Source organism: Bradyrhizobium sp. P3_C3 (genome assembly GCF_056402655.1).
Window position 1 is genome coordinate 173,403 of the sequence record NZ_JBFUGY010000005.1, and the last position, 23,634, is coordinate 197,036.

Here is a 23,634-nt window from a genome sequence, read left to right on the forward strand (position 1 = left end):
TAATCCATTTTTTCCTGGCTGCACAGAAGCCGCAGCCGGACCGAACGCTCCAGGACAGGGCCATGAGATCGAAATCCGAAAAACCATCCGAGAACCTGCTTGAGGAATTGCAGACCGCGCTCTCGCACGGCACCGTCGCGCGCCGGGTCGAGGCCCTGCGCCGCGTCACTGATCTCTTCATTAACAATGCGGTGGATTATTCCGACGAGCACATCAGGGTGTTCGACGACGTGTTCCAGTGCCTGATCGAGCAGATCGAGGCCTCGGCGAGAACGCTGCTCGCCAACCGTCTCGCGCCGATCGCGGCTGCGCCGCCCAAGATCATCCGCACCCTCGCGCTCGACGAGGTGATCGAGGTCTCCGGACCCGTGCTCACGAAATCGGAACGGCTGGACGAAGCGACCCTGATCGAGATCGCGCGCACCAGGGGCCAGGCGCATCTCAAGGCGATCTCGCTGCGGCGGGTGCTGTCGGAAGCGCTCACCGACGTGCTGGTGGCGCGCGGCAACGAAGACGTCGTGCAATCGACCGTCAGCAATCCGGGCGCGCAGCTCTCCGAGGGAAGTTTCACCGACCTCGTCACGCGCGCCGAACGCGACGATGACCTCGCCACCTGCATCGGCCTGCGGCCCGACCTGCCGCGCCATCACTACCTGAAGCTGATCGCCAAGGCGTCCCTGAGCGTGCGCAGGAAGCTCGAGGCCGCGCATCCGGAACTCGCGGACGAAGTGTCCAGCGTGGTCCAGGAAGCGACCCAGCGGGTCCGCGCCGCCGCCATGACCAGGCAGACCGAAATGGCGCGCGCGCTGGTGAGATCGCTGCACGAGGACGGTCGTCTCAACGAGTTCCAGGTCACCAGCTTCGCCGAGCAGGGCAAGTTCGACGAGACCAATGCAGGGCTCGCAGCACTCGCGGGCGTCGCGGTCGAGACCGCCGAGAACATGATGATCGAGAGCCGCAACGAGGGCGTGATGGTCCTCGCCAAGGTCGCGGGCATGCAATGGTCGAGCGTCCGCGCGATCATCGCCATGCGCGAAAAGCTCTCGGGCGGCTCGAAGACCGACATGCTGACGCTGCGCGATGCCTACGAGGCCCTGCGCTCATCGACCGCGCAGCAGGTGCTGCGCTTCCACCGCATGCAGCAGGGCACGACGCCGGCGGCGTGAGGCCGCCGCCGCTAGTAGCGCAAAACTTTCGAACCCGCGTAGGCGCCGATCGCGGTTACGAGCGCCGTCGCGATCGTATACCAGGTCGCGACGAACAGCGGCGAGTCGTCGGTGCAGTGCGAGGCGTAGAGCGTTGCGGCAAGGCCGGCCGACAGCAGGCCGGCGAGCGCGCCGGCGAGTGCAGGATGCGACGGCGCGCCGTGGCGCAGGCCGAACAGCGCGCCCGCAAGCAGCGGCAGCGACATCGCGGGGATCGCGAGCATGCACACCCGGGAGTTCTTGCCCACCAGCCGCATCGTCATCGGCATCGCCGGGGCCATCATGGTCTCGCTGCCGATCGCAACCGCAAGCAGGCCGACGGGAAGCAGCAGCAGCCAGCCCCAGCCGCGCATCAAGGCTTCGGGCCGCGACAGATGCAGGCTGACGATGATCGCGGGAATCGCAAGCGACAGCGTGACCGCGAACTTCGTGTCGAAGAACGGATTATGCATCGCGGTCATCACGTCGGGCCGCACGCCAAGAAAGCTGGCGAAGATCAGGATCGAGAACGGCGCCGCCACCAGCAGCGCCATCGTCAGCACGGCGCCGACGCGCGGCGCGCGATGGGCGTTGTCGGCCGCAAGCGAGCGAATGAGTTGATCGGTATCCATGACTAGTGGTCCCGCAGTTTGGCAGTCAGCGCCGCAAGTCCGCGATGCAGCGCGACCCGCACCGCACCTTCGCTCATCGAAAACTTTGACGCCGTGTCCTTGATCGAAGCGCTGTCGACGGCGATCGACTGCAGCACCTCGCGCTGGCGCTGCGGCAGCGTGTCGAGCTGCGTTGCGACCTCGGCCGCCGAAGCCGTCTCCTGCGGCGCCTCGCCCGGCAGCGTCTCGGCGAAATCGTCGATGTTGACGAAGACCCGCCGGCCCCGCCGCCGGAGCGCATCGATCAGCTTGTTGCGCCCGATCGCAAACAGCCACGGGGCGAAGGGGGCTTCGCTGTCCCAGGTGTGCCGCTTCAGATGCACCGCCAACAAAATCTCCTGCACGATATCCTCGGCCTGGTCGGGAGGCTGCCCGGCCCGCGCCAGACCCCGCCTCGCGGCAGCGCGCAGCACAGGCGTGACCGCCTTCAACAGGCGATGATACGCCGCATCATCGCCTGCCATGGCCGACCGCATCAGGCCGGTCCACTCGTCCTCACGTCCGCGCACGCGCCCTCACCATGCAATTCGGCAGCTCTTTCAGTTTGTTACGCCGGCACCAGAAAGATCACGACTTCGTGATTTACGCCGTGCCTCGCCACGCGATGCGGCCGTCGAAACCCGCGACGGCTCATAACACCGATCGGTCCCGTCCGCATCCGGCGGCCGGTTGCGAGGCGGTGGTTTGCCCCGCTTTTGCCCGGGATAGCCCGAAGATTCCCATTTTTTGCCCCGCTGTGGTCACGCCCCAGGGGCTCTGTTCGGTCCCGGGACAGGCGGAATTGGGGAGATCGTCAACATGATGAAAGCCAGCGGGCGCGCCGCACTGATTCTTCTTGCCGGCCTTTTCGTGCTGGTCGGAGCCGCTGCACAGGCGGCACCGAGTTCAGCCGCAAGCAGCAAATCGGACAGCGCGAGCAACCAGGCCGACGCAGTCAAGCCGAGCAAGCAGCGGCGCCATGCATCGCGCCACCGCGACAGCGGCAAGACGGCGCAGAAATCCGACGACAAGGCCGACAAGAAGGACGGCGCGGCGAAGGCCGAAAACGACGTGCCGGCCTTGAGCCAGATGCCGCCGGCAGTCGCCAACGCCAACGCGCAGATCGCCGCAGCCGATACGCCGACGGCTGCCGCGGCCTCCGCGTTGACCGGCCGCGCCAACGACAACCTTCAGGCTGCAGCCGATAATGCCACCGCGCCGAATGACGAGGCTCAGGTGGTGGCGCCCGATCAGCTCAACGACATCGACCGCGCCCTGCAACAGGACCCACCGGCACAGAAGGCGGTGATCGCCGCAACCGACGCGCGGCCGGCGCCGGTGATGGCGAGCAGCCACAGCTCGGCCTGGGACCAGAGCTCCCTGATCGGCAAGATCTTCATCGGCGTCGGCACGCTGCTGACGCTGGCCTCTGCCGCACGCATGTTCTTCGCTTGATGCTTGGCCTGATTTTTGGCCTGATTTTGGGGTGAGGGACCTCGTCCGGAACGCGCGTCTCGCCGCGCGTTCCGGACGGCCTCGTTCCGACAGCTTTTCGGCCCTTGAAGCCCACCGCGCCAGCGGGCACATTGCCCGCCCAATCAAACGCGTGGGTGGAGCATGAGCACGTTCGAACACATCATCGTCGAGAGCAAAGGCGCGGTCGGCATCATCAAGCTGAACCGGCCGAAGATGCTCAATGCGCTCTCCTTCGGCGTGTTCCGCGAGATCGCCGCGGCCGTCGACGACCTCGAGGCCGATGACGCCATCGGCTGCATCGTCGTGACCGGCAGCGAGAAGGCCTTTGCCGCCGGCGCCGACATCAAGGAGATGCAGCCGAAAGGCTTCATCGACATGTTCTCCGAGGATTTCGCCGCGATCGGCGGCGACCGCGTCGCGCGCTGCCGCAAGCCAACCATCGCCGCGGTCGCGGGCTATGCGCTCGGCGGCGGCTGCGAGCTCGCCATGATGTGCGACTTCATCATCGCCGCCGACACCGCCAGGTTCGGCCAACCCGAAATCACGCTCGGCACCATTCCCGGCATCGGCGGCACCCAGCGCCTGACCCGCGCGATCGGCAAGTCGAAGGCGATGGACCTCTGCCTCACCGGCCGCATGATGGATGCGGCGGAAGCGGAGCGCTCAGGCCTCGTCAGCCGCATCGTGCCCGCCGACAAGCTGATGGACGAGGTCATGGAAGCCGCCGAGAAGATCGCAGCGATGTCGCGGCCCGCCGTCGCCATGGCCAAGGAAGCGGTCAACCGCGCCTTCGAGACCACGCTCGCCGAAGGCATGAGCGTCGAGCGCAACCTGTTTCACGCGACTTTCGCGCTGGAGGACCGCTCCGAGGGCATGGCGGCCTTCATCGAGAAGCGCAAGCCTGTCAACAAGAACCGGTAATACCCGCGAGCGGTCAGGCTGGTGTAAGGCTTCGCCGCCCTGGTGCAGAAACCCTGTGACGCACCTGCAACAAGCACGGAATAGATGGGGGTTTTCCCCGCGGCAGTTTGCCTGCGGGACCCCGGCTGGTTAAACAGTTAAGAGGCCACCGTCGGCGGGGGCGGACAGCCGGGGTTTAGCAGGATTACATGATTGGGCGTGCCGCCAGAGTTGGTCGCGTGATGACGCGGCATCGATCGGGCGTGGGTCCTGTGCTTGCGACATGGACCACGCTGGCGCTCTGTTGCGCCCTGCCCTCCGCCGCATGGGCGGAAGCCCTGCCTGAGGCGCTCGCCAAGGCCTACCAGACCAACCCGCAGCTCAATGCCGAGCGCGCGCGGCAACGCGCCACGGATGAAAACGTGCCGCAGGCGCTCGCCGGCTACCGGCCGCAGATCGTGGCAAGCCTCAGCGCCGGCCTGCAATCAGTGCGCAATTTGCTGCCCGACAACACGATCCAGACCGCCAATCTGAAGCCGTGGATCATCGGCGTCACCGTGACGCAGACCCTGTTCAACGGGTTCCGCACCGCCAACAGCGTTCGCGCCGCGGAACTTCAGGTGCAGTCCGGCCGCGAGGCGCTGCGCAATGTCGGCCAGGGCGTGCTGCTCGACGCGGTCACCGCCTACACCAACGTGCTCGCCAACCAGTCATTGGTCGAGGCGCAACGCTCCAACGTCGCGTTCCTGCGCGAGACGCTCGCCGTCACTCAGCGTCGCCTCAACGCCGGCGACGTCACGCCGACCGACAGCGCCCAGGCCGAGGCGCGGCTCAGCCGGGGGCTCGCCGATCTCAACGCCGCGGAAGTCGCGCTGGCGGTGAGCCAGGCGGTCTATGCGCAGGTGATCGGCAATGCGCCAACGCAGCTTCGGCCCGCCGAAGTCGTCGACCGCTATCTGCCGAAGAGCCGCGAGGATGCGCTGGCGATGGCGATCCGCCAGCACCCGGCGGTGATGGCGGCGGGCTTCGACGTCGATGTCGCCTCGACCAACATCCGCGTCGCCGAGGGCGCGCTGCTGCCGAGCGCCAGTCTCCAGGGCAGTGCCAGCAAGAGCCGCAGCAACGACCCAACGCTGAGCACCATCGCCGAAGACCAGGCCTCGATCGTCGCCAACGTCACCGCGCCGATCTACGACGGCGGCCAGGCCGCCGCACAGACCCGACAGGCCAAGGAGATCACGGCGCAGAGCCGGCTCGTGCTCGACCAGGTCCGCAACCAGGCGCGCACGGCGGCGACCAGCGCCTGGGTCGCCAATGAGGGCGCCAAGATCACGGTCTCCGCTTCCGAATCAGAGGTGAAGGCGGCGACCGTCGCGCTCCAGGGCGTGCAGCGCGAGGCCGCCGGCGGGCAGCGCACAACGGTGGACGTGCTGAACTCGCAGGCCGATTTGATCCAGGCCAAGGCCCGCCTGATCGGCGCACTGCGCGACCGCGTCATCGCCTCCTACACGCTGCTCAGTGCCGTCGGCCATCTCGACGTCAAGACGCTCAGCCTCAACACGCCGGACTATCTGCCCGAGGTGCATTACCAGCAGGTCCGCGACGCCTGGCACGGCCTGCGCACGCCGTCGGGGCAGTAGTTTCAAATCGTCTGGCCTGATGCCGTTGAAGAGCCGCCGCATCCATCTGATGGGAGCTTCGGGCTCCGGCGTGACGACGATCGGTCGCGCGCTCGCCGGCCGGCTTGCGCAGCCGCATCACGACAGCGACGATTATTTCTGGCTGCCGACCGTGCCGCCCTACCAGACGACGCGCCCTGCCGCGGAGCGCCTGCGCCTGATGCGCGAGATGTTTCTGCCGCGCCGCGACTGGGTGCTGAGCGGAACCGTCACCGGCTGGGGCGACGAGCTCGCCCCGTTCTTCGATCTTGTCGTCTTTGTGACGACGCCGCGCGAGCTTCGCTTGCAGCGCCTGCGTGGCCGCGAGGCTACGCATTTCGGAGCTGATGCCGTCGCACAGGGTGGCTGGCGTCATGAGGAGACGGAGTCGTTCGTCGAATGGGCCTCGCGCTACGAAGCCGGCGATCGCGAGGGCCGCAGTCTCACAAAAGATGAAGCCTGGCTCGCGGGCCTGCCCTGCCCGGTCGTGCGCATCGACGGCTCACGCCGGCTTGCGGATCTTGTCGAGCAGCTATGCAGCGAAGCGGAGCGGTTACCCGGCTGATGTGATACTGTTCCGGTCCCACCTCAAAAATAACGAAGCAGGGAGAGAACCATGCTCAACCGACGCAGCGTCCTGCTTGCCTCCCTTGCCGCCGGAGTAGCCATGACCAACAAAGCTCACGCCCGTGCGGCGCAGCCCGCGACGCCGGTCGATTTCGACGTTCCGGCCCTTGCCTGCGATTGCCACACGCACATCCATGGTGACGTCGAAAAGTTTCCGTTCTTCGCGGGGCGCGTCTATACGCCGGAACCGGCAAGCCCCGAGGAAATGGCGGCGCTGCACAAGGCGCTGCATATCGAGCGCGTGGTGATCGTGACGCCGAGCGTCTACGGCACCGACAATTCCTCCACCTTGTTCGGCATGAAGGCGCGCGGCGCGACAGCGCGCGGAGTGGCCGTGATCGACGACAAGACGACCGAAGCACAGCTCGACGCGATGCAGGCGGACGGTTTTCGCGGCAGTCGCATCAATCTCGCCACCGGCGGCGTCAGCGATCCGAATGTCGGCCGCGCGCGCTTCACCGCCGCCGTCGAGCGCATGAAGGCGCGCGGCTGGCACGTGCAGCTCTACACCACGCTGCCGATGATCTCGGCGATCAAGGAGCTCGTGCTGGCTTCGCCCGTGCCGGCCGTGTTCGACCATTTCGGCGGCCTCGAGGCGTCGCTCGGACTGGAGCAGCCGGGATTCTCCGACCTGGTCGCGCTCGTCAAATCCGGCAAGGCCTATGTGAAGATCTCGGGAGCCTATCGCTCGTCGAACCTCGCGCCCGACTATCAGGACATGGTGCCCTATGCCCGGGCGCTGATCGCGGCGAACCCGGACCGCATCGTCTGGGGCACCGACTGGCCGCATCCGGATTCCAGCCCCGTCGAGGGACGCAAGCCCACCGACATCGCGCCCTTCTATCAGATCGAAGACGGCCGGCTCCTCAACCAGCTTCCTGTGTGGGCGCCGGATGCGGAGGTGCGCAAGAAGATCCTGGTCGACAATCCCGCGCGTCTCTACGGATTCTGAGGCGCGGCGACGGCGCGCGATCAGCGCGCGCGGCGGGAGAAGAAGGAGATTAGGACCGGCAAGGTCACCAGGATCACGACCGGCGCGAGCATCATGCCGGTGACGACGACGACGGCGAGCGGCTTCTGCACTTGCGAGCCGATGCCTTCCGACAGCGCCGCCGGCAGCAGGCCGACGCCGGCAACGACGCAGGTCATCAGCACCGGCCGGAGCTGCAACTCGCCGGTGCGTATCACCGCGCTCACGCGGTCCATGCCTTCTTCGATGAGCTGGTTGAACTGCGACAGGATGATGATGCCGTCCATGACCGCAATGCCGAACAGCGCGATGAATCCGATCGCGGCGGAGACGCTGAACGCAGTGCCGGTGATCAACAGCCCGAGCACGCCGCCGAAGATCGCCATCGGAATCACGCTCATGGCGAGCAGCGTGTCGGTCATCGAGCCGAAATTGAACCAGAGCAGCACGCCGATCAGCGCCAGCGAGATCGGCACCACGATCGACAGCCGGCGGATGGCGTCCTGGAGATTGCCGAACTCGCCGACCCAGTCCATGTGCGCGCCGGGCGGCAGCTGCACCTGCTCGGCGACCTTCTGTTGCGCCTCGCGGATCGCGCTGCCGAGGTCGCGCTCGCGCACCGAGAACTTGATCGGCAGATAGCGTTCCTGCTGCTCGCGATAGATGTAGGCGGCACCGGAGACGAGGCTGATGGTGGCGACCTCGCTCAGGGGAATCTGCGTGACGGTGCCGTTGGGGCCGGGCGCGCCGATGCGCAAATTCTGGATCGCCTCGGCGCTCCTGCGATATTCCGGCGCGAGGCGGACGATGATCGGGAAGTGACGATCGGAGCCCGGCTCGTAGAGATCGCCCGCGGTATCGCCGCCGATCGCGACCTTGATCGTGGCGTTGATGTCGCCGGGCGCGAGCCCATAGCGCGCGGCCTTGGCGCGGTCGATGTCAATCTGAATGGTCGGCTGCCCGAGCGAGGTGAACACCGCAAGGTCGGTGACGCCTTGCACTGTCGCCAGCACCGACTTGATCTTGTTGGCGGTGTCGGTGAGCGCCTGGAGATCGCTGCCGAACAGCTTGATCGAGTTCTCGCCCTTCACGCCCGAGACGGCTTCGGAGACGTTGTCCTGGAGATATTGCGAGAAGTTGAATTCAACGCCGGGGAAGCGATCGTCGAGCTGCTTCAACAGCTGCGCGGTCAACTCTTCCTTGTCGTGCGTCCCCGGCCATTGGCTCGCGGGCTTGAGGGGGGCGAAGAACTCGGCGTTGAAGAAGCCGGCAGCGTCGGTGCCGTCATCGGGGCGGCCATGCTGCGACACCACGGATTCCACCTCGGGCCGGGCACGGATCAGCTTGCGCATCTCGTTGACGTAGGTGTTGCCTTCCTGGAGCGAGATGGTTGGCGGCAGCGTGGCGCGGATCCAGAGATTGCCCTCTTCCAGCTTGGGCAGGAATTCGAGGCCGAGCAGGCGGCTGAGCGCCACCGTCATCAGCACGAGACCGACCGCGCCGCCGAGCATGATGCCGCGGTTGGCGACGGCCCAATTCAGCACCGGCATGTAGATCCGGTGCAGGATCCGCATGACCCTCGTCTCGGTCTCCTCGAGATGCGCAGGCAGAATGATCGCGGACAGCGCCGGGGTCACCGTGAAGGTCGCGAGCAGCCCGCCGGCGAGCGCATAGGCATAGGTGCGCGCCATCGGCCCGAAGATGTTGCCCTCGACGCCGGACAGCGTGAACAACGGCAGGAACGCCGCGATGATGATGGCGGCGGCAAAGAAGATCGAGCGCGACACGTCGGCGGCGGCGCTGAGGATGGCGTGGCTCTTCATGCCGAACAGCGTCTCGGGCGACATCTGCTCGGATTCCGACACCGGCGTGGTCTGCGTCAGGCGGCGGAAGATCGCTTCCACCATGATCACGGTGGCGTCGACGATGAGGCCGAAATCGATCGCGCCGACCGACAGCAAATTCGCGGATTCCCCGCGCAGCACCAGGATGATCACGGCGAAGAACAGTGCGAACGGAATCGTGGCGCCGACGATCAGCGCACTGCGGAGATCGCCGAGGAAGATCCACTGCAACAGCACGATGAGCAGGATGCCGACCACCATGTTGTGCAGCACGGTGTGGGTGGTGAGGTCGATCAGGTCCCCGCGATCGTAGATGCGCTCGATGCGCACGCCGGGCGGCAGGATGCTGGAATCGTTGATGGTTTGAACGAGCTGGTGGACGCGCTTGATGGTTGGCGAGCTCTGCTCACCGCGGCGCATCAGGACGATGCCCTGCACGATGTCGTCGGAATCGTCGAGGCCGGCAATGCCGAGACGGGGTTTTTGACCGACAGTGACGGTGGCGACGTCCTTGACCAGCACCGGATTGCCGTTGGTCTGCGAGACCATGGTGTTGGCGAGGTCGTCGATGGAACGGATCAGGCCGACGCCGCGTACCACGGCCGATTGCTGGCCGATATTGACGGTGTTGCCGCCGACATTGACGTTGGAATTGCTGACCGCCTGGAGCAATTGCGGCAGCGTCAGGCCGTTGGCGACGAGCTTGTTGAAATCGACCTGGAGCTCGTAGGTCTTGCTCTTGCCGCCCCAGCCGGTGACGTCGATGACGCCGGGCACGGCGCGGAAGCGGCGCTGCAGGATCCAGTCCTGGATGGTCTTGAGGTCGAGCACGCTGTAGTTCGGCGGACCGACGAGGCGGTAGCGGAAGATTTCGCCGATCGGGCTGAGCGGCGAGATCTGCGGCTGCACATTGCCCGGCAGCGGCGCGAGCTGGGCCAGGCGGTTCAAGACCTGCTGCTGCGCCTCGTCATAGGTGTAGGCGAAGGAGAACTGCAGTTTGATGTCGGAGAGGCCGTAGAGCGAGATGGTACGGATCGTCGTGAGGTTCTTCAGACCCGCGACCTGGGTCTCGATCGGAATCGTGATGTAGCGCTCGATCTCCTCCGCCGACAGGCCCGGGCTCTGCGTCACGATGTCGACCATCGGCGGCGTCGGATCGGGATAGGCCTCGATGTTGAGCTGGTTGAACGCGATCACGCCGCCGATCAGCACGGCGACGAACATCCCGACCATCAGGAAGCGCCGGTTGACGGCAAGGGCGACGAGACGATCCATTCAGGTCTTCAATTTTCTTGGGTCGTCGATCAGCTACCGGACGCCGCGCGGTCGATGAACAGGCTGCCCTTGGTGACGACCTGCTCGCCTGGCTTCAGATTGCTGGTGACCTCGACGAAATTGCCATTGATGAGGCCGATCTTGATCTGGCGCAGCTCGACCGACTTGTCCTCGCGCGCGACCCAGATGCGGACCTTGTCGGCCTCGTAGATCAGCGCCTGCTTCGGCACCGCCGGCGCGGCACGGTCGCCGGCCGAATAGATCGTGACGTTGGCGAACATTTCCGGCTTGAGCAGGCCGTCCTTGTTGTCGATGGTCGCGCGAACCAGCAGGCGGCGCGTGTTGGGATCGATGGCGGCGGCGACGTAGTTGATCTTGGCGGTCAGGGGGTGGCCCGGCAGCGCCATCACGTTGACGCTGATGTCCTGCCCGATGCACACCGCGGCCGCATCGCTCTCGCGCACGAAGGCGGTGAGCCAGACCGTGGAGAGGTCGCCGATCACGAACACCGGATCGCTGGCGCCGGAATTGACGTACTGGCCCGGGCCGATCTTGCGCTGCACGACGGTGCCGGAGATCGGCGAGTAGATCGTGATCTCCCGATCGATGACGCCCTTGTCCTGGAATGCCTTGATGGTCTCGTCGGTGAAGCCGAGGATGCGCAGCTTGTTGCGCGCGGCTTCCAGCGCCGTCCCCGAGGAGCGCACGTCGTTCTGCGCCTGGACCTGGGTCGTTTCGGCCTGCTGATAGTCCTTCAGCGGAATGGCGCGGCCCTCATAGAGGTCCTTGGCGCGCCTGAACTGGATGTCGGCAAGATCGATCGCAGACTTCGCCTTGTTCTGCGAGGTCATCGCCGCGATGAAATCGTTCTGGGCCTGCACGGTGTCGGCGGCCTCGATCGTGAACAGCGGTTGACCTTGCTTCAGCATCTCGCCCGGCTTGGCGAGCAGCTTGGTCACCCGGCCCGCATAGGGCGAGAACACCGGCGTCGAGCGATCCTCATCGACCGCGACCTTGCCCTCGGTGACATATTCGGCCCGGAAGGTCTTGGCCTTGACCGGCTCGATCGTCAGCGTCGCCCACTCGGACGGCGTCGGCGTGAAATTCTGCGCATTCCTGCGCGACTGGCTGGAGACCTCGGAGTGGCTCTTTTCCTTGGCCCCCGCGCGCAGGAAGCCATAGGTACCGGCGCAGGCGAGTGCCAGTAAAACTACGGATGTGATCACCCGTTGTTTTGTAAACACCTGCAATCGCTTGGTATTTTCAACTACCATGGGGCCCGGTCAAGTCTGCGACGATCTCGGCAGACGCCTGCCTTATCGGTCGCGCTAATAGTGCTGAATTGGGATTTCAAACAACCTAAAAAACGCCAGCCACCTTTCCGTTTGCGTTAAAATATTGCATCGCGTCAGCTTCACGTCAGTTTCGCGCCGGCCATTGTGGCGGATGACTGCCGAGCGGCATCGCCGGGCGGCTCCATCGCGCCGGCGTGGTCGACAGCAGCGCGGAATGGCGCACCGCCTTCAACGTGCCGAAGCCAGATGGCATGGACTCGATGAATGCAGCATGTACGGCCTCGCCCGTAAGATCCGGGGTGTCCAGGCCGCCATCGAGCCGGCCCAGATTCCACAGCCAGCGTCCGGTCTGCGCCAGCGACACGCGCACGTGCCAGCTCCCGCCCTCGCGGGCCTGGCGTGCCTTGGCCATCATCGCACCGAACGCCATCAGATAGCCGGTGGCATGGTCGAGCATCTGCGCCGGCAATTCCTTCGGACCGTCGACGCCCGCGGCCTGCCCCTCGGCGTGGTTGAAGCCCGTCGTGGTCTGCACCAGTGAATCGAAACCGCGCCGCTCCGCCCAGGGGCCGGCATGGCCATAGGCCGACAGCGTGACATAGACGATGCCCGGATTGATGTTCGCTGCATCCTCCGGCGCGAACCCGAGGGCTGCAAGCGCGCGCGGACGATAGCCTTGCGAGAAGATGTCGGCGCCCTTCAACAGCTCGCGCAGCTGCGCCCTGCCCGCCTCGCTATTCAGCTCGACCAACGTGGTGAGCTTGCCGCGGCCGGTGTCGATGGTGAGCCAGGGAATGGCCGGCAGCTCCGGCCCCGAGACGAGCAGCACATCCGCGCCGTGCGCGGCGAGCGTGCGACCGGCAACGGGGCCTGCGATGACGCGCGAGAGATCGAGCACGCGCAGGCCGGAAAGCGGACGATCGCCGTTCGACGATCCCTGCGGCCATGGCTTGGGCGGGGCCTCGCCGATCTTCTCGATCGAGACCAGCGGCAGTTCGGCGAGCGCGCGCGCCTGCGGCAGCGCGGACCATTCGTCGTAGGAACGCATCAGGGCGACAACGCCGCCCGCGGCATAGGCCGCAGTTTCAAAATCCTCGCCCTTCCATTGCATCAACGCGGCCTGAACCTTGTCGCGCTCGGGCTCGCAGCCGAGCACGTTGCAGACGGCGTCGCGATGATGCGGGAAATTGGTGTGGCAGCGGACGAAGCGGTTGTCGCCGGTCTTGTAGACACCGGCGATGGCGTCCCAGGCTGGCGGCGGCGGCTTGTCGTCGAGGCGCAAATAACGCTCTGAACGGCATTCGGCGACGGCGTGGCGCATGTCGACGGAGACGTCCTGCGTCTCACCGCTGCGCAGTCTCCGGATTTCGGCGGCGGCAAGACCGGCGGCTGCGATCGTCGTCTGTCCGGCGACGGCGACGCGAAACGAGGACGGAATTTGCGGCTCCTCGCCGGTCAGCCGCACGCGCTCGAGCGCGGCCTTGTCGCCGCCGATGGAGGTCCAGAGATCCTTGAGAATATCGGCGGGGCTTTGCATGACCGCTTCTCTCCCATTCAGATTTAAGCATGATCTTTTCGGAAATCCGCTGCGCATTTTCCGGATCATGCTGTAGTTTTCGCGACCATGTCATGATCGCAGAAAGGAATGCAATGGCCGCCGTAGATCCCCTCACCGCAGGCGCCGTGTTCATCGCAACGGCGGCCACCGACGCAGTCTATGTCATGTTCACCTCGGCCGTGATCGCGCGCAAGCGCGTGCCGGCGGCGAACTGGAGCGCGGTCTGGTACCTGCTCTCCTCCTACGCCGTGATCAGCTACACCGAAAACCCGTTCTATGTCGCTTTCGCGGCGATCGGCTCGTGGGCCGGCGCCTACGTGTCGCTGACCTTCCTGCACCGCCCGCCCGGTGGCCCGCCGGTGGGGGCGGCACCGGAGTGAGGGAACCGCCTCTCCGCGTCGTCATTGCGAGAAGCCTTTGCGACGAAGCAATCCAGACTGTCTCTGCGGATGCCTTTCTGGATTGCTTCGCTACGCTCGCAATGACGAATTGGAGAGTTCAGCATGTCTCCTGAAACGGCTACACTCTTTGCACCAACAAAAAGGAAAACCAAACAATGGATCTCGGTCTCAAAGGCAAGAACGCCATCGTCCTCGGCGGCACGCGCGGCATCGGGCGGGCGATTGCAACGACGCTGGCCGGTGAAGGCGCCAACGTCGCGGTGTGCGCGCGCAACGCCGATCAGGTTGCGGCGACCGTCACTGAACTCAGGGCAAGCGGTATCCGTGCCAGCGGCGGACCGGTCGACGTCACCGATGGTGCGGCGCTGAAATCCTGGATCGAGACTGCTGCAAAGGAGCTTGGCGGCGTCGACCTGCTGTTCGCCAATGCCGGCGCGATGGCGCAGGGCCACGATGCGGCGTCCTGGGAACAGAACTTCCGGCTCGACGTGCTCGGCGCCGTGCATGCGTTCGACGCCGCGCGGCCGTTCCTCGAAGCCAGCGGCGAAAAGAGCGGCGATGCCGCCTTCGTCATCATCTCCTCGATTTCGGCGGCGCAGGCCGATCTCGCCAGCTCCTACGGCCCGATCAAGGCGGCGCTGATCCACATGGCCAAGGGACTGGCGCGGCAATACGCCAAGAAGAAGATCCGCGTCAACGTGGTGTCGCCCGGCACCGTCTATTTCAAGGGCGGCGTCTGGAACGTGATCGAGCAGAAGATGCCGGAGCGCTACAACGACGCGATGAAGCGCAACCCGACGGGCCGCATGGCAACGCCGCAGGAGATCGCAAGCGCGGCGGTGTTTCTGGCAAGCCCGGTGTCGGGGTTCACCACGGGCTCCAATCTCGTCGTGGACGGCGCGATCTCGAACCGGGTGAATTTTTAGAGCGGGTACACTGTCGTCGCCCGGCTTGACCGGGCGACCCAGTATTCCAGAGACGGCTCGGCTAGTGCCGAGGGGCCGCAGCGTACTGGATACCCCGCTTGCCGCCTACGCTAAAGCTTCGGCGGCCCTGGACCTCAGCCCCGGCGAAGCCTTGGCGTAGCCGGGTCGCGGGGTATGACACCGAGAGTGTGACACGGACCGGCTCAACAAGCTCGTCATTGCGAGCGCAGCGAAGCAATCCAGAGTCTTTCCGCGGGCGGCAGTCTGGATTGCTTCGCTGCGCTCGCAATGACGGTGTGGCGACATTCTGCGTCACACCCTCAATGAAAATCCCGCGATGGCGGCAGGATGCGGACGTTGCGGGGGTGGCGGATTTTTTGCGCCGGCATATCCGCGTGGGCGCGGGGATCGTCGTTGAGGGGCTCGATCAGGTCGGCGCCTGCCGGCACCGGATGCTTGCGGCTCAGCGCGTCGTTGGCGAGGCCGACCAGATCGTGCGAGCGGTCGACCATGCGCTGGGCGATGAGATGCGTCACCTTTTCGGGGCTGCTCTGGATATAGCCCTCGACCAGGATGAGGCGTGCGCCCATCACTTCCTTGCGGTACTGCTCCATGATCTTGGGCCACACCACGACATTGGCGATGCCGGTCTCGTCCTCCAGCGTCATGAACACGACGCCGCTGGCGCTGCCCGGCCGCTGCCGCACCAGCACCACGCCGGCGCAGCGGACGCGGCGCCGCTCGTTCTCATGGCTGATGTCCCTGCAGGCCACGACACGCTCGCGCGAAAACATCTCGCGCAAAAACTCCATCGGATGGCCCTTCAGCGATAACCGGATAGTCTGGTAGTCCGCGACCACCTGCTCGGCCAGCGGCATCTCCGGCAACGGTTTTGCATGCTCGTCCGGCTGCTCGCGCGCGGTCGCGGCCTCGAACAGCGGCAGCGGCACGTCGTCGGGCAGCCGCCGCACCTGCCACAGCGCCTCGCGGCGGTCGAGGCCGAGCGAGCGGAAGGCGTCGGCATCCGCGAGCAGGATCAGCGCACGCTTGGGCAGGCCGGTGTCGCGGGCGAAGTCTTCGAGCGAGGTGAACCGCTGGCGGTCGCGAGCCTTGATAATGCGGTCGGCCCAGTCTTCCTGAGTGACATAGACCTTGCCCTGCCGCTCAGCCTGCTGCCTCTTAAGCTCCTCCTCATCCGGATCGAGCCAGTGGAAGCCGTCGATCTGGCGAAAACCCAGACGCACGGCGCAATATCCGTCGTCCATATTCTCCAGCGTATTCTGCGCAAAACTGCAGGACACGTCGATGTCGCGCACCTCGACGCCATTCTTGCGGGCGTCGCCGACGATCTGCGCGGGCGCGTAAAAGCCCATGGGCTGCGAGTTCAACAGGCCGCAACAGAACACATCGGGGTGATGATATTTCAGCCATGACGAGATGTAGACGAGCTGAGCAAAGCTCGCGGCATGGCTCTCTGGAAAACCGTAGGAGCCAAAGCCCTTGATCTGGTCAAAGCAGCTTCTGGCGAAGTTGGGATCGTAGCCGCGCGCGACCATGTTGCCGATCAGCTTCTCCTCGTACTGGCCGATGGTGCCGACATTGCGGAAGGTCGCCATCGAGCGGCGCAGGCCGTTAGCCTCCTCGGAGGTGAATTTTGCCGCCTCGATCGCGATGCGCATGGCTTGCTCCTGGAACAAGGGCACGCCTTTCGTCTTGTGCAGCACCTTGTAGAGTTCGTCCGCGGGACCGTGTTCGGGTGATGGCGAGGGATAACTCACCTTTTCCTGGCCGTTCCGTCGTCGCAGATACGGATGCACCATGTCGCCCTGGATCGGTCCGGGCCGCACGATCRCGACTTCGATGACAAGGTCGTAGAAGGTCCGCGGCTTCAACCGCGGCAACATGTTCATCTGGGCGCGGCTCTCGACCTGGAACACGCCGAGGGATTCCCCAGCACACAGCATGTCGTAAACCTTGGGATCGTCCTGAGGGACACTCGCCAGAACCCAGCGCTTGCCCTTGTGGTGGTCGATCAAATCAAAACATTTCCGGATGCAGGTCAGCATGCCCAGCGCGAGCACGTCGACCTTCATCATGTTGAGCGCGTCGACGTCGTCCTTGTCCCACTCGATGAAGGTGCGGTCGTCCATCGCGGCGTTGCCGATCGGCACATAGGTGTCGAGCCGGTCCTGGGTGAGCACATAGCCGCCGACATGCTGGGAGAGATGACGCGGGAATTCGATCAGCTCGGTCGCAAGCTCGACCGCGAGGTTGATCATGGGATTGCTGGGATCGAGCCCGGCCTGCCTGACCTGCATGTCGTTGAGGCCCTTGCCCCAGCTTCCCCAGACGGTGTCGGCGAGCGCGGCGGTGACGTCCTCGGTCAGGCCCAGCGCCTTGCCGACGTCGCGAATGGCGCTGCGTGGACGGTAATGGATCACGGTGGCGATGATCGCGGCGCGGTGGCGGCCGTAGCGGCGATAGACATATTGCATCACCTCCTCGCGCCGCGAATGCTCGAAATCGACGTCGATGTCAGGCGGCTCCAGCCGCTCCTTGGAGATGAAGCGCTCGAACAGGAGATCGACGCTGGTCGGATTGACCGAGGTGATGCCGAGCACGTAGCAGACCGCTGAGTTCGCCGCCGATCCCCGCCCCTGGCACAGGATGTTCTGGCTGCGCGCATAATGTACGATGTCGTGCACGGTGAGGAAGTAGTGCGCGTATTTCAGCTCGGCGATCAGCGCGAGCTCTTTCTTCAGGGTCGTGCGCAGCTTGTCATCGATCTTGCCGCCGAAATATTTGTCGACGCCGGCCCAGGTCAGATCCTCCAGATGCCCTTGCGCGGTCTTGCCCCGCGGCACCGGTTCGTCCGGATACTGGTATTTGAGCTGGTCGAGCGTGAAATCGATCTTGCCCGCAAAGCGCATGGTCTCCGCGATCGCCTCGGGAAAATCTCGGAACAGCCGCGACATTTCGCGTGGCGTCTTCAGGAAGCGCTCGGCATTGGCTTCGAGCTTCCGTCCGACCGCCTCGATCGTGGTCTTTTCCCGGATGCAGGTGAGCACGTCCTGAAGCGGACGGCGGCCGGGATCGTGATAGAGCACCTCGTTGGTCGCGAGCAGCGGCACGTTTGCCTTGGCGGCGAGATCATCGAGCCGCGCCAGGCGGCGGCGGTCGTCGCCGCGATAGACCAGGCTCGCCGCCAGCCACACGCCCTCGGCGCGGCTCGCCCTGAGCTTGGCGAGAACATCCAGCGCCTGCTCGGGCTCGAAGCGATGCGGCAGCGTCAGGACCAGGAGCTGGCCCTCGGAAAACTCGAGAAGGTCGGCAAAAGTGAGATGGCATTCGCCCTTCTCGATCCGCGTGATGTCGTCGCCGCGCTTGCCCCTGGTGAGGAGCTGGCACAGCCGGCCATAGGCGGCGCGGTCGCGCGGATAGACAAAAATGTCGGGCGTGCCGTCGATGAAGACGATGCGCGCGCCGATCAGCAATTTCGGCTTGTGCAGCACCTTGTCATTGTCGAGCTCCTTGTAGGCGCGCACGACGCCGGCGAGCGTGTTGTGGTCGGCAATGCCGATCACGGGAATGCCGAGGATGCTCGCCTGATGCACATAGGCGCGCGGATCCGAGCCGCCGCGCAGGAAGGAGAAATTGGTGGTGATGCCGATCTCGGCATAAGCGGGCGTGGTCATGCGAAGAGACCGTGCACATACCAGTTGGGAGGAATGGGTTTGCCTTCGTCGTCGAACACCTCTCCTTCGTAAAGACCGTCGCGAAAGATCCAGAAGCGCAGGCCTTCGGCATCTTCGATACGGAAATAATCCCGCGTCAATTGCTTGCCGTCCTGCCGCCACCATTCCATCGCGATACGCTCGGGCCCTTCCACCCGCACGACCGCATGCAGCGCGCGCCGCCAGGTGAACTGATGCGGCGGGCCGTCCGGCACGGTCGCGAACGGCACCTTGATCGGCTCCGGTCTGTCGAACAGCCGCAGGGGGCGCTGCGGCGGCTCGCTCTCGGCGCGCGCCGGCCATTCGGCCTGCATGGCCACGGCGAGATGGTGCTGGGCCGGCGCGGCCAGCACCGCACATTCCGGGATATGGGTATCCTCAGGCAAATGCACGACGACGCGCTTTCCGCCGATGCGCGCGGCGATGCGGTCGATCAGCGCGGCGAGCTCGTCATTGTCGTGGACATGGGCGTCGAGATCGCGCTGCTCCTGCACCACGATCTCGGTGCGGCTCGCCGACAGCCGCACCATGTCAAAGCCGAAGCCGGGATCCAGCGGATCGGCGAGCGCATCGAGGCGCTCGCGGAACAGCCGGTCGATGACTTTGCTTTGCGTCACAGGCCGCCCGGTCTCGACCATGATCGCGCGCACCACGCCGTCGGTACGAAAGAAGGCGGCTTCCAGCCGCCGCGCGCCCTTGCCCTGCTTCTCCATGGACGCGATCAGCGTATCGGCGAGCCGCGACAGCGTCATCGCGATCATGGTGTCGGTGGCGATCGGTTCGGCGAAGCGCTTCTCCACGATGTAATCCGGCAGCGGTTTGCGCGGATTGATCGGGGCATCGCCATGCCCCTGCGCATGCGCGAGCAGCGTGGAGAACCGCGCGCCGAACCGCGCCGTGATCTCATGCGGCTCGCGCGAGGCGACATCGCCGATGGTTTTCAGGCCGGCGCGGCGCAGACCAGTGGTGATGGCCTCGCCCGCACCGAGCGCGGATACCGGTAGCCGGCTGATCGCCGCCGCCTCCCCGCCATCGGCGACGATGGTGCCGGAGGCCTGCCGCGTCAGCGTGTGCGCACAGACCGAGGTGCCGGCGATCGCCGCGCTGACGGCAAAACCCTGACGGGCGAGCGCGCGGACGAAGGTCTGCAACAACGCAGCCTCGCCGCCGAACAGATGCGCGCAGCCGGTGATGTCCAGAAACAGCCCGTGCGGCGGATCGAGCGCCACCAGCGGCGTGAAGCGGTCGCACCAGTCGGCGACGTCGCTGAGCGTCTTCGCATCGGCCACGACATCGGCGTCGAACACTTTCAAGTCCGGACACATCGCCCGCGCATTGGCCAGGGGCTGGCCGATATACAAGCCGAGGCGCTCGGCGGCTTCGTCCAGCGCATGGATCACCAGCGCATTGTTGTCCTTGATGACAACGATGCTCGGATCATTGGTCTTACCCAGCGCGCCGAAGAACCGCTGAATCCGATCGATGGGCAGGCGCGGCAGCCACAGGCTGAGGATACGTCGACGGTTCAGAGAACTGGCACTCATCACATTTCCATTCCATGATCCACCGGCCGCACGGGCCATGACGATTGCGCAAGAGCTCCGCATCGAAGCGCGGCGCGCCCCAGGCACTCCATGCCGGGCCCGGCGGCGAATGCGCCGCGCGCAGCATCCATCGCGTCTCCGCGGTCGAGGGCAGCGGCTGCGCGGCCATCCGCAACATCAGGCCGGTGACACCGGAGCCTTGCGCGGCCAGCGTCAGCTTGCGGCTCGCCACGAGATCGAATTGCCGCGTCTCACCCCAGAGCTCGAGCACGACGGCGCCAAGCGCGTCGCAGGCGAGCGCATCGGCCGAGGTCCGCAACGCGCTCTCGACATCGGCGGCGCGCACCATCACCACGCGGCGCGGATCGAGACCGATCTCGGCAAGCCCGCTCATCGACAACGCGCCGGTCTCGAGTTCCGAAAAATCCTGCCGCACCCACAGCAGCGGCCGGCGCCGCGAGACACGCCCCGCAAGCCCCATGACAAAACCCGTCGCAGCGGTTCCCTGCCGGCCCTCGCAAAACACCTCGTGGATCACCGCGCGCGCGAGCCCGCCCTTCAGCGCGCTGTCGACCTCGCCGTGGCCGAGCGCGACGCGATCGTGCTGATGCACGACCTCCGCCGTCTCGATGCGCTCGATCTGGCCGCGCAAGGTCGCAAGCGCGTTCATCCGTGCGCCGCTCATATACGCCGCTCCTTCAGAGGTGATTGCCGAGGTTCTCAAAAATAAGAACCTGCGGCTGGCTCATTTGTTCATGATATGTTCTAATATAAAGCTAACAGCGGCCGGGGAGTCAATCGAATTGGTGCTCATCCGGATTCGTAAGCTGAATCAAAGGGATTCCACGATGGACGTACAACGCAAGCTGGAGATTCTGGCTGATGCCGCCAAATACGACGCGTCGTGCGCCTCCAGCGGCACCGAGAAGCGGGATTCCAGCGATGGCAAGGGCATGGGCTCGACCGCACCGGGCCTGGGCATCTGCCATTCCTACGCGCCGGACGGACGCTGCATCTCGCTGCTCAAAGTGCTCCTGACCAACGCCTGCAACTACGACTGCCTTTATTGCGTCAACCGCGCCTCTTCCAACGTGCCGCGTGCCCGCTTCACCATCGACGAAGTGGTCAAGCTCACGCTCGACTTCTACCGGCGCAATTACATCGAGGGCCTGTTTCTCTCCTCCGGCATCATCCGCAGCCCCGACTACACCATGGAGCAGGTGGTCAGCGTCGCGCGCAAACTGCGCGAGGAGCATCACTTTCGCGGCTACATCCATCTCAAGACCATTCCCGAGGCCGACGACGCGCTGATCGCGGAAGCCGGCAAATATGCCGATCGCCTCTCCATCAACATCGAGATGCCTGAGGAGACGAGCCTGCAGCAATACGCACCGGAAAAGGATGTGCGCGCGATCCGCCGCACCATGGGCCGGCTGCGGCTGAAGCTCGACGAGGCCGAGGAAAACCGCAGCACAAAGACGAAGGCCAGGCCGCAGCGTTTTGCACCGGCCGGGCAAAGCACGCAGATGATCGTCGGCGCCGACACGGCCTCCGATCACACCATCCTGCACACCAGCGCCAATCTCTACGGCTCCTACAGGCTGCGGCGCGTCTATTACTCCGCCTTCAGCCCGATCCCCGATGCCAGCCGCGCTTTGCCTCTGGTACAGCCGCCGCTGCTGCGCGAGCACCGGCTCTACCAGGCCGACTGGCTGATGCGGTTCTACGGTTTCGACGTTGCGGAGATCGTTGACGACAGCGCGATGCTGTCGCTCGACATCGATCCGAAGCTCGCCTGGGCGCTGCGCCATCGCGACCGCTTCCCGCTCGACGTCAACCGCGCCAGCCGCGAGGAGCTGTTGCGCGTGCCCGGCTTCGGCACCAAGGCGGTCGAACGCATCATCGCGACACGACGCACCACCACGATCCGCCTCTCCGATCTCGCGCGGCTGCATGTGCCCCGCAACAAGGCGCTGCCTTTCATCGTCCTCAGCGATCACCGGCCCGCGCCGCACCGCCTCGACGAGGCGCGGCTGATCGAACGGTTCAAGCCGAAGGCAACACAACTGGGGTTTGGCTTCTGATGCAGTACATCACCCTCGACACCGAAACCGATTTCGACGGCTGGCGCAAAGCCGCGCGGTCGCTCGTGCTGCATCATGTGCAGCCGACCGATGTCACCTGGACCGTACAAGGCGGCGAAGCCGAGTTGTTCGCACCGCCCGCGCCGTCTCCGATACTTGAGGTGAACGACGGCACCTTCAACGTCTCGGCAAAATTCGTCGAGCTCGCCAAGGCCGCGATCCTGCATCGCGACGGCGAGCGCTTTGCGATCCTCTATCGCCTGCTCTGGCGCTTGAAAGACAATCACGATCTCATCGAGGTCGTGACCGATCCCGATGTCGCGCAGGTCACGGCGATGGCACGAGCGGTTCATCGCGACGAGCACAAGATGCATGCCTTCGTGCGCTTCCGCGAGATCGGCCGCGAACGCGCGGCGCATTACGTCGCCTGGTTCGAGCCGGAGCATTACATCGTCGAGCTCGCCGCACCGTTCTTCGCCAAGCGCTTCGCCGACATGCCCTGGTCGATCCTGACACCCGATCTGTGTGCGCATTGGGATGGCCACGCGCTCTCGTTCACGTCGGGCGTGAGCAAGAACGAAGCACCCGGCGAAGACCGGCTCGAGGAAACCTGGCGGCGCTACTACGCCAGCATCTTCAATCCGGCGCGGCTGAAGGTGAAGGCAATGCAGACGGAGATGCCGAAGAAATATTGGAGGAACCTGCCCGAGGCGTCGATCATTAAGCCCTTGATCGAGGACGCCGAGCGCATGACCGGCGCCATGATCGCCAATGCTGCAACCGATCCGCACAAGCCCCAGAGGCGGCCGGAGGCTCCGATGCCACGCAAGCTGGTTGCCGACGATCTCGAAGCGCTCCGCGAGGAGGCCGCCCATTGCCGCGCCTGCCCGCTCTACAAGGACGCGACGCAGACCGTGTTCGGCGAGGGCCCGAAAGACTCGACCATCATGCTGGTCGGCGAGCAGCCCGGCGACAAGGAAGACCTCGCCGGCCATCCGTTCGTCGGCCCGGCCGGCCAGATGCTCGATCGGGCGCTTCAGGAAGCCGGCGTCGACCGCAACAAGGTCTACGTCACCAACGCGGTCAAGCACTTCAAATTCGTGCCGCGCGGAAAGATCCGTCTGCACCAGAAGCCGGCGACGCCGGAGATCCGGGCGTGCCGGCAATGGTACGAGCGGGAAGTTTCGGCAATCCAGCCCGAGCTCATCGTGGCGATGGGCGCCACCGCCGCGCAAAGCGTGTTCGGCAAGATCACCCCGATCGGCAAGACCCGTGGCCGGCTCATAGACCTGCCCGACGGGCGCAAGGCGCTGGTGACAGTGCACCCGTCCTATCTGCTGCGACTGCCCGATCCGGAAGCCAAAGTGCTGGAATATCAGCGCTTTGTCGAAGACCTGAAGATTGCCGCCGGTTTGCAGAAGAAAGCCGCACGCGCCGCCTAAATACTGGCAAATACTGGAGGGAAAGCGACTTTACGACGCAGCTGTCATCCAGCCTTCAAATCCATC

18 protein-coding genes are annotated in these 23,634 nt (G+C 65.2%); 10 read left to right on the top strand and 8 right to left on the bottom strand.

What is annotated here, in order from left to right; genetic code table 11:
• The first annotated feature begins 62 nt into the window (after window positions 1-62).
• A complete protein-coding gene (locus tag AC1DW2_RS08360; RefSeq protein ID WP_477005694.1) occupies window positions 63-1,166 on the top strand; it encodes a DUF2336 domain-containing protein in 1,104 nt (367 codons plus the stop codon).
• An 11-nt stretch (window positions 1,167-1,177) separates the two neighbouring features.
• Here the strand turns inward: AC1DW2_RS08360 and AC1DW2_RS08365 are convergent, their stop codons facing one another.
• Together AC1DW2_RS08365 and AC1DW2_RS08370 are read right to left on the bottom strand one after the other, a co-directional pair.
• Window positions 1,178-1,816: an NrsF family protein gene (locus AC1DW2_RS08365; RefSeq protein WP_014496784.1), complete on the bottom strand. Its 639-nt coding sequence runs from the start codon at window positions 1,814-1,816 to the stop codon at window positions 1,178-1,180.
• 2 nt (window positions 1,817-1,818) lie between these two features.
• Window positions 1,819-2,364, bottom strand: a complete 546-nt coding sequence (locus AC1DW2_RS08370) for a sigma-70 family RNA polymerase sigma factor (protein ID WP_028169741.1) — start codon at window positions 2,362-2,364, stop codon at window positions 1,819-1,821.
• A 289-nt stretch (window positions 2,365-2,653) separates the two neighbouring features.
• On the opposite strand from AC1DW2_RS08370, the gene AC1DW2_RS08375 reads away from it, so the two are divergent.
• From AC1DW2_RS08375 to AC1DW2_RS08395, 5 genes are all read left to right on the top strand, one after another.
• On the top strand, window positions 2,654-3,289 hold the full coding sequence (locus tag AC1DW2_RS08375; protein WP_477005695.1) for a hypothetical protein: 636 nt from the start codon (window positions 2,654-2,656) through the stop codon (window positions 3,287-3,289).
• A 162-nt stretch (window positions 3,290-3,451) separates the two neighbouring features.
• Window positions 3,452-4,231, top strand: coding sequence for an enoyl-CoA hydratase (locus AC1DW2_RS08380; RefSeq protein WP_477005696.1), 780 nt, complete (start codon window positions 3,452-3,454; stop codon window positions 4,229-4,231).
• A gap of 188 nt (window positions 4,232-4,419) precedes the next feature.
• Entirely contained in the window at window positions 4,420-5,850 is a 1,431-nt protein-coding gene (locus AC1DW2_RS08385; protein WP_477005697.1) for a TolC family outer membrane protein, read from the top strand.
• A 25-nt stretch (window positions 5,851-5,875) separates the two neighbouring features.
• A complete protein-coding gene (locus AC1DW2_RS08390; RefSeq protein ID WP_477005759.1) occupies window positions 5,876-6,433 on the top strand; it encodes a P-loop NTPase family protein in 558 nt (185 codons plus the stop codon).
• A gap of 51 nt (window positions 6,434-6,484) precedes the next feature.
• On the top strand, window positions 6,485-7,447 hold the full coding sequence (locus AC1DW2_RS08395; protein ID WP_063984612.1) for an amidohydrolase family protein: 963 nt from the start codon (window positions 6,485-6,487) through the stop codon (window positions 7,445-7,447).
• A gap of 20 nt (window positions 7,448-7,467) precedes the next feature.
• Here AC1DW2_RS08395 and AC1DW2_RS08400 read toward each other — a convergent pair whose 3' ends face one another.
• The 3 genes from AC1DW2_RS08400 to AC1DW2_RS08410 form a co-directional block, all read right to left on the bottom strand.
• Window positions 7,468-10,584, bottom strand: a complete 3,117-nt coding sequence (locus tag AC1DW2_RS08400; protein ID WP_477005698.1) for an efflux RND transporter permease subunit — start codon at window positions 10,582-10,584, stop codon at window positions 7,468-7,470.
• Between the two features lie 29 nt (window positions 10,585-10,613).
• Window positions 10,614-11,858 carry an efflux RND transporter periplasmic adaptor subunit gene (locus AC1DW2_RS08405; protein WP_477005699.1) on the bottom strand — a complete coding sequence of 415 codons (1,245 nt, stop codon included), beginning with the start codon at window positions 11,856-11,858 and terminating at the stop codon, window positions 10,614-10,616.
• 145 nt (window positions 11,859-12,003) lie between these two features.
• Window positions 12,004-13,416 carry a CoA transferase gene (locus AC1DW2_RS08410; RefSeq protein WP_477005700.1) on the bottom strand — a complete coding sequence of 471 codons (1,413 nt, stop codon included), beginning with the start codon at window positions 13,414-13,416 and terminating at the stop codon, window positions 12,004-12,006.
• A gap of 113 nt (window positions 13,417-13,529) precedes the next feature.
• Here AC1DW2_RS08410 and AC1DW2_RS08415 point away from each other — a divergent pair, with 113 nt between their 5' ends.
• Window positions 13,530-13,817 (top strand): hypothetical protein, encoded by a 288-nt coding sequence (locus tag AC1DW2_RS08415; RefSeq protein ID WP_085403970.1) that lies wholly within the window; start codon window positions 13,530-13,532, stop codon window positions 13,815-13,817.
• Window positions 13,818-13,993: 176 nt separating this feature from the next.
• The gene (locus AC1DW2_RS08420; protein ID WP_477005701.1) at window positions 13,994-14,764 is read left to right on the top strand and encodes an SDR family NAD(P)-dependent oxidoreductase; all 771 of its coding nucleotides are present in this window, start codon (window positions 13,994-13,996) and stop codon (window positions 14,762-14,764) included.
• A 320-nt stretch (window positions 14,765-15,084) separates the two neighbouring features.
• On the opposite strand, the gene AC1DW2_RS08425 is transcribed toward AC1DW2_RS08420, so the two are convergent.
• From AC1DW2_RS08425 to AC1DW2_RS08435, 3 genes are read right to left on the bottom strand one after another with little or no spacing between them, the layout of a single operon-like run.
• Window positions 15,085-18,459, bottom strand: coding sequence for an error-prone DNA polymerase (locus AC1DW2_RS08425; RefSeq protein WP_477005702.1), 3,375 nt, complete (start codon window positions 18,457-18,459; stop codon window positions 15,085-15,087).
• Window positions 18,456-20,042 carry a Y-family DNA polymerase gene (locus AC1DW2_RS08430; RefSeq protein ID WP_477005703.1) on the bottom strand — a complete coding sequence of 529 codons (1,587 nt, stop codon included), beginning with the start codon at window positions 20,040-20,042 and terminating at the stop codon, window positions 18,456-18,458. Before AC1DW2_RS08430 ends, AC1DW2_RS08425 begins: the two co-directional genes overlap by 4 nt.
• A complete protein-coding gene (locus tag AC1DW2_RS08435) occupies window positions 19,945-20,727 on the bottom strand; it encodes an ImuA family protein (protein ID WP_477005704.1) in 783 nt (260 codons plus the stop codon). The genes AC1DW2_RS08430 and AC1DW2_RS08435 overlap by 98 nt, the downstream gene beginning before the upstream one ends.
• Before the next feature lie 163 nt (window positions 20,728-20,890).
• Between AC1DW2_RS08435 and AC1DW2_RS08440 the strand changes: the two genes are divergently transcribed.
• Window positions 20,891-22,126 carry a putative DNA modification/repair radical SAM protein gene (locus tag AC1DW2_RS08440; RefSeq protein WP_477005705.1) on the top strand — a complete coding sequence of 412 codons (1,236 nt, stop codon included), beginning with the start codon at window positions 20,891-20,893 and terminating at the stop codon, window positions 22,124-22,126.
• Window positions 22,126-23,568: a UdgX family uracil-DNA binding protein gene (locus AC1DW2_RS08445; RefSeq protein ID WP_477005706.1), complete on the top strand. Its 1,443-nt coding sequence runs from the start codon at window positions 22,126-22,128 to the stop codon at window positions 23,566-23,568. The genes AC1DW2_RS08440 and AC1DW2_RS08445 overlap by 1 nt, the downstream gene beginning before the upstream one ends.
• Window positions 23,569-23,634 lie beyond the last annotated feature (66 nt).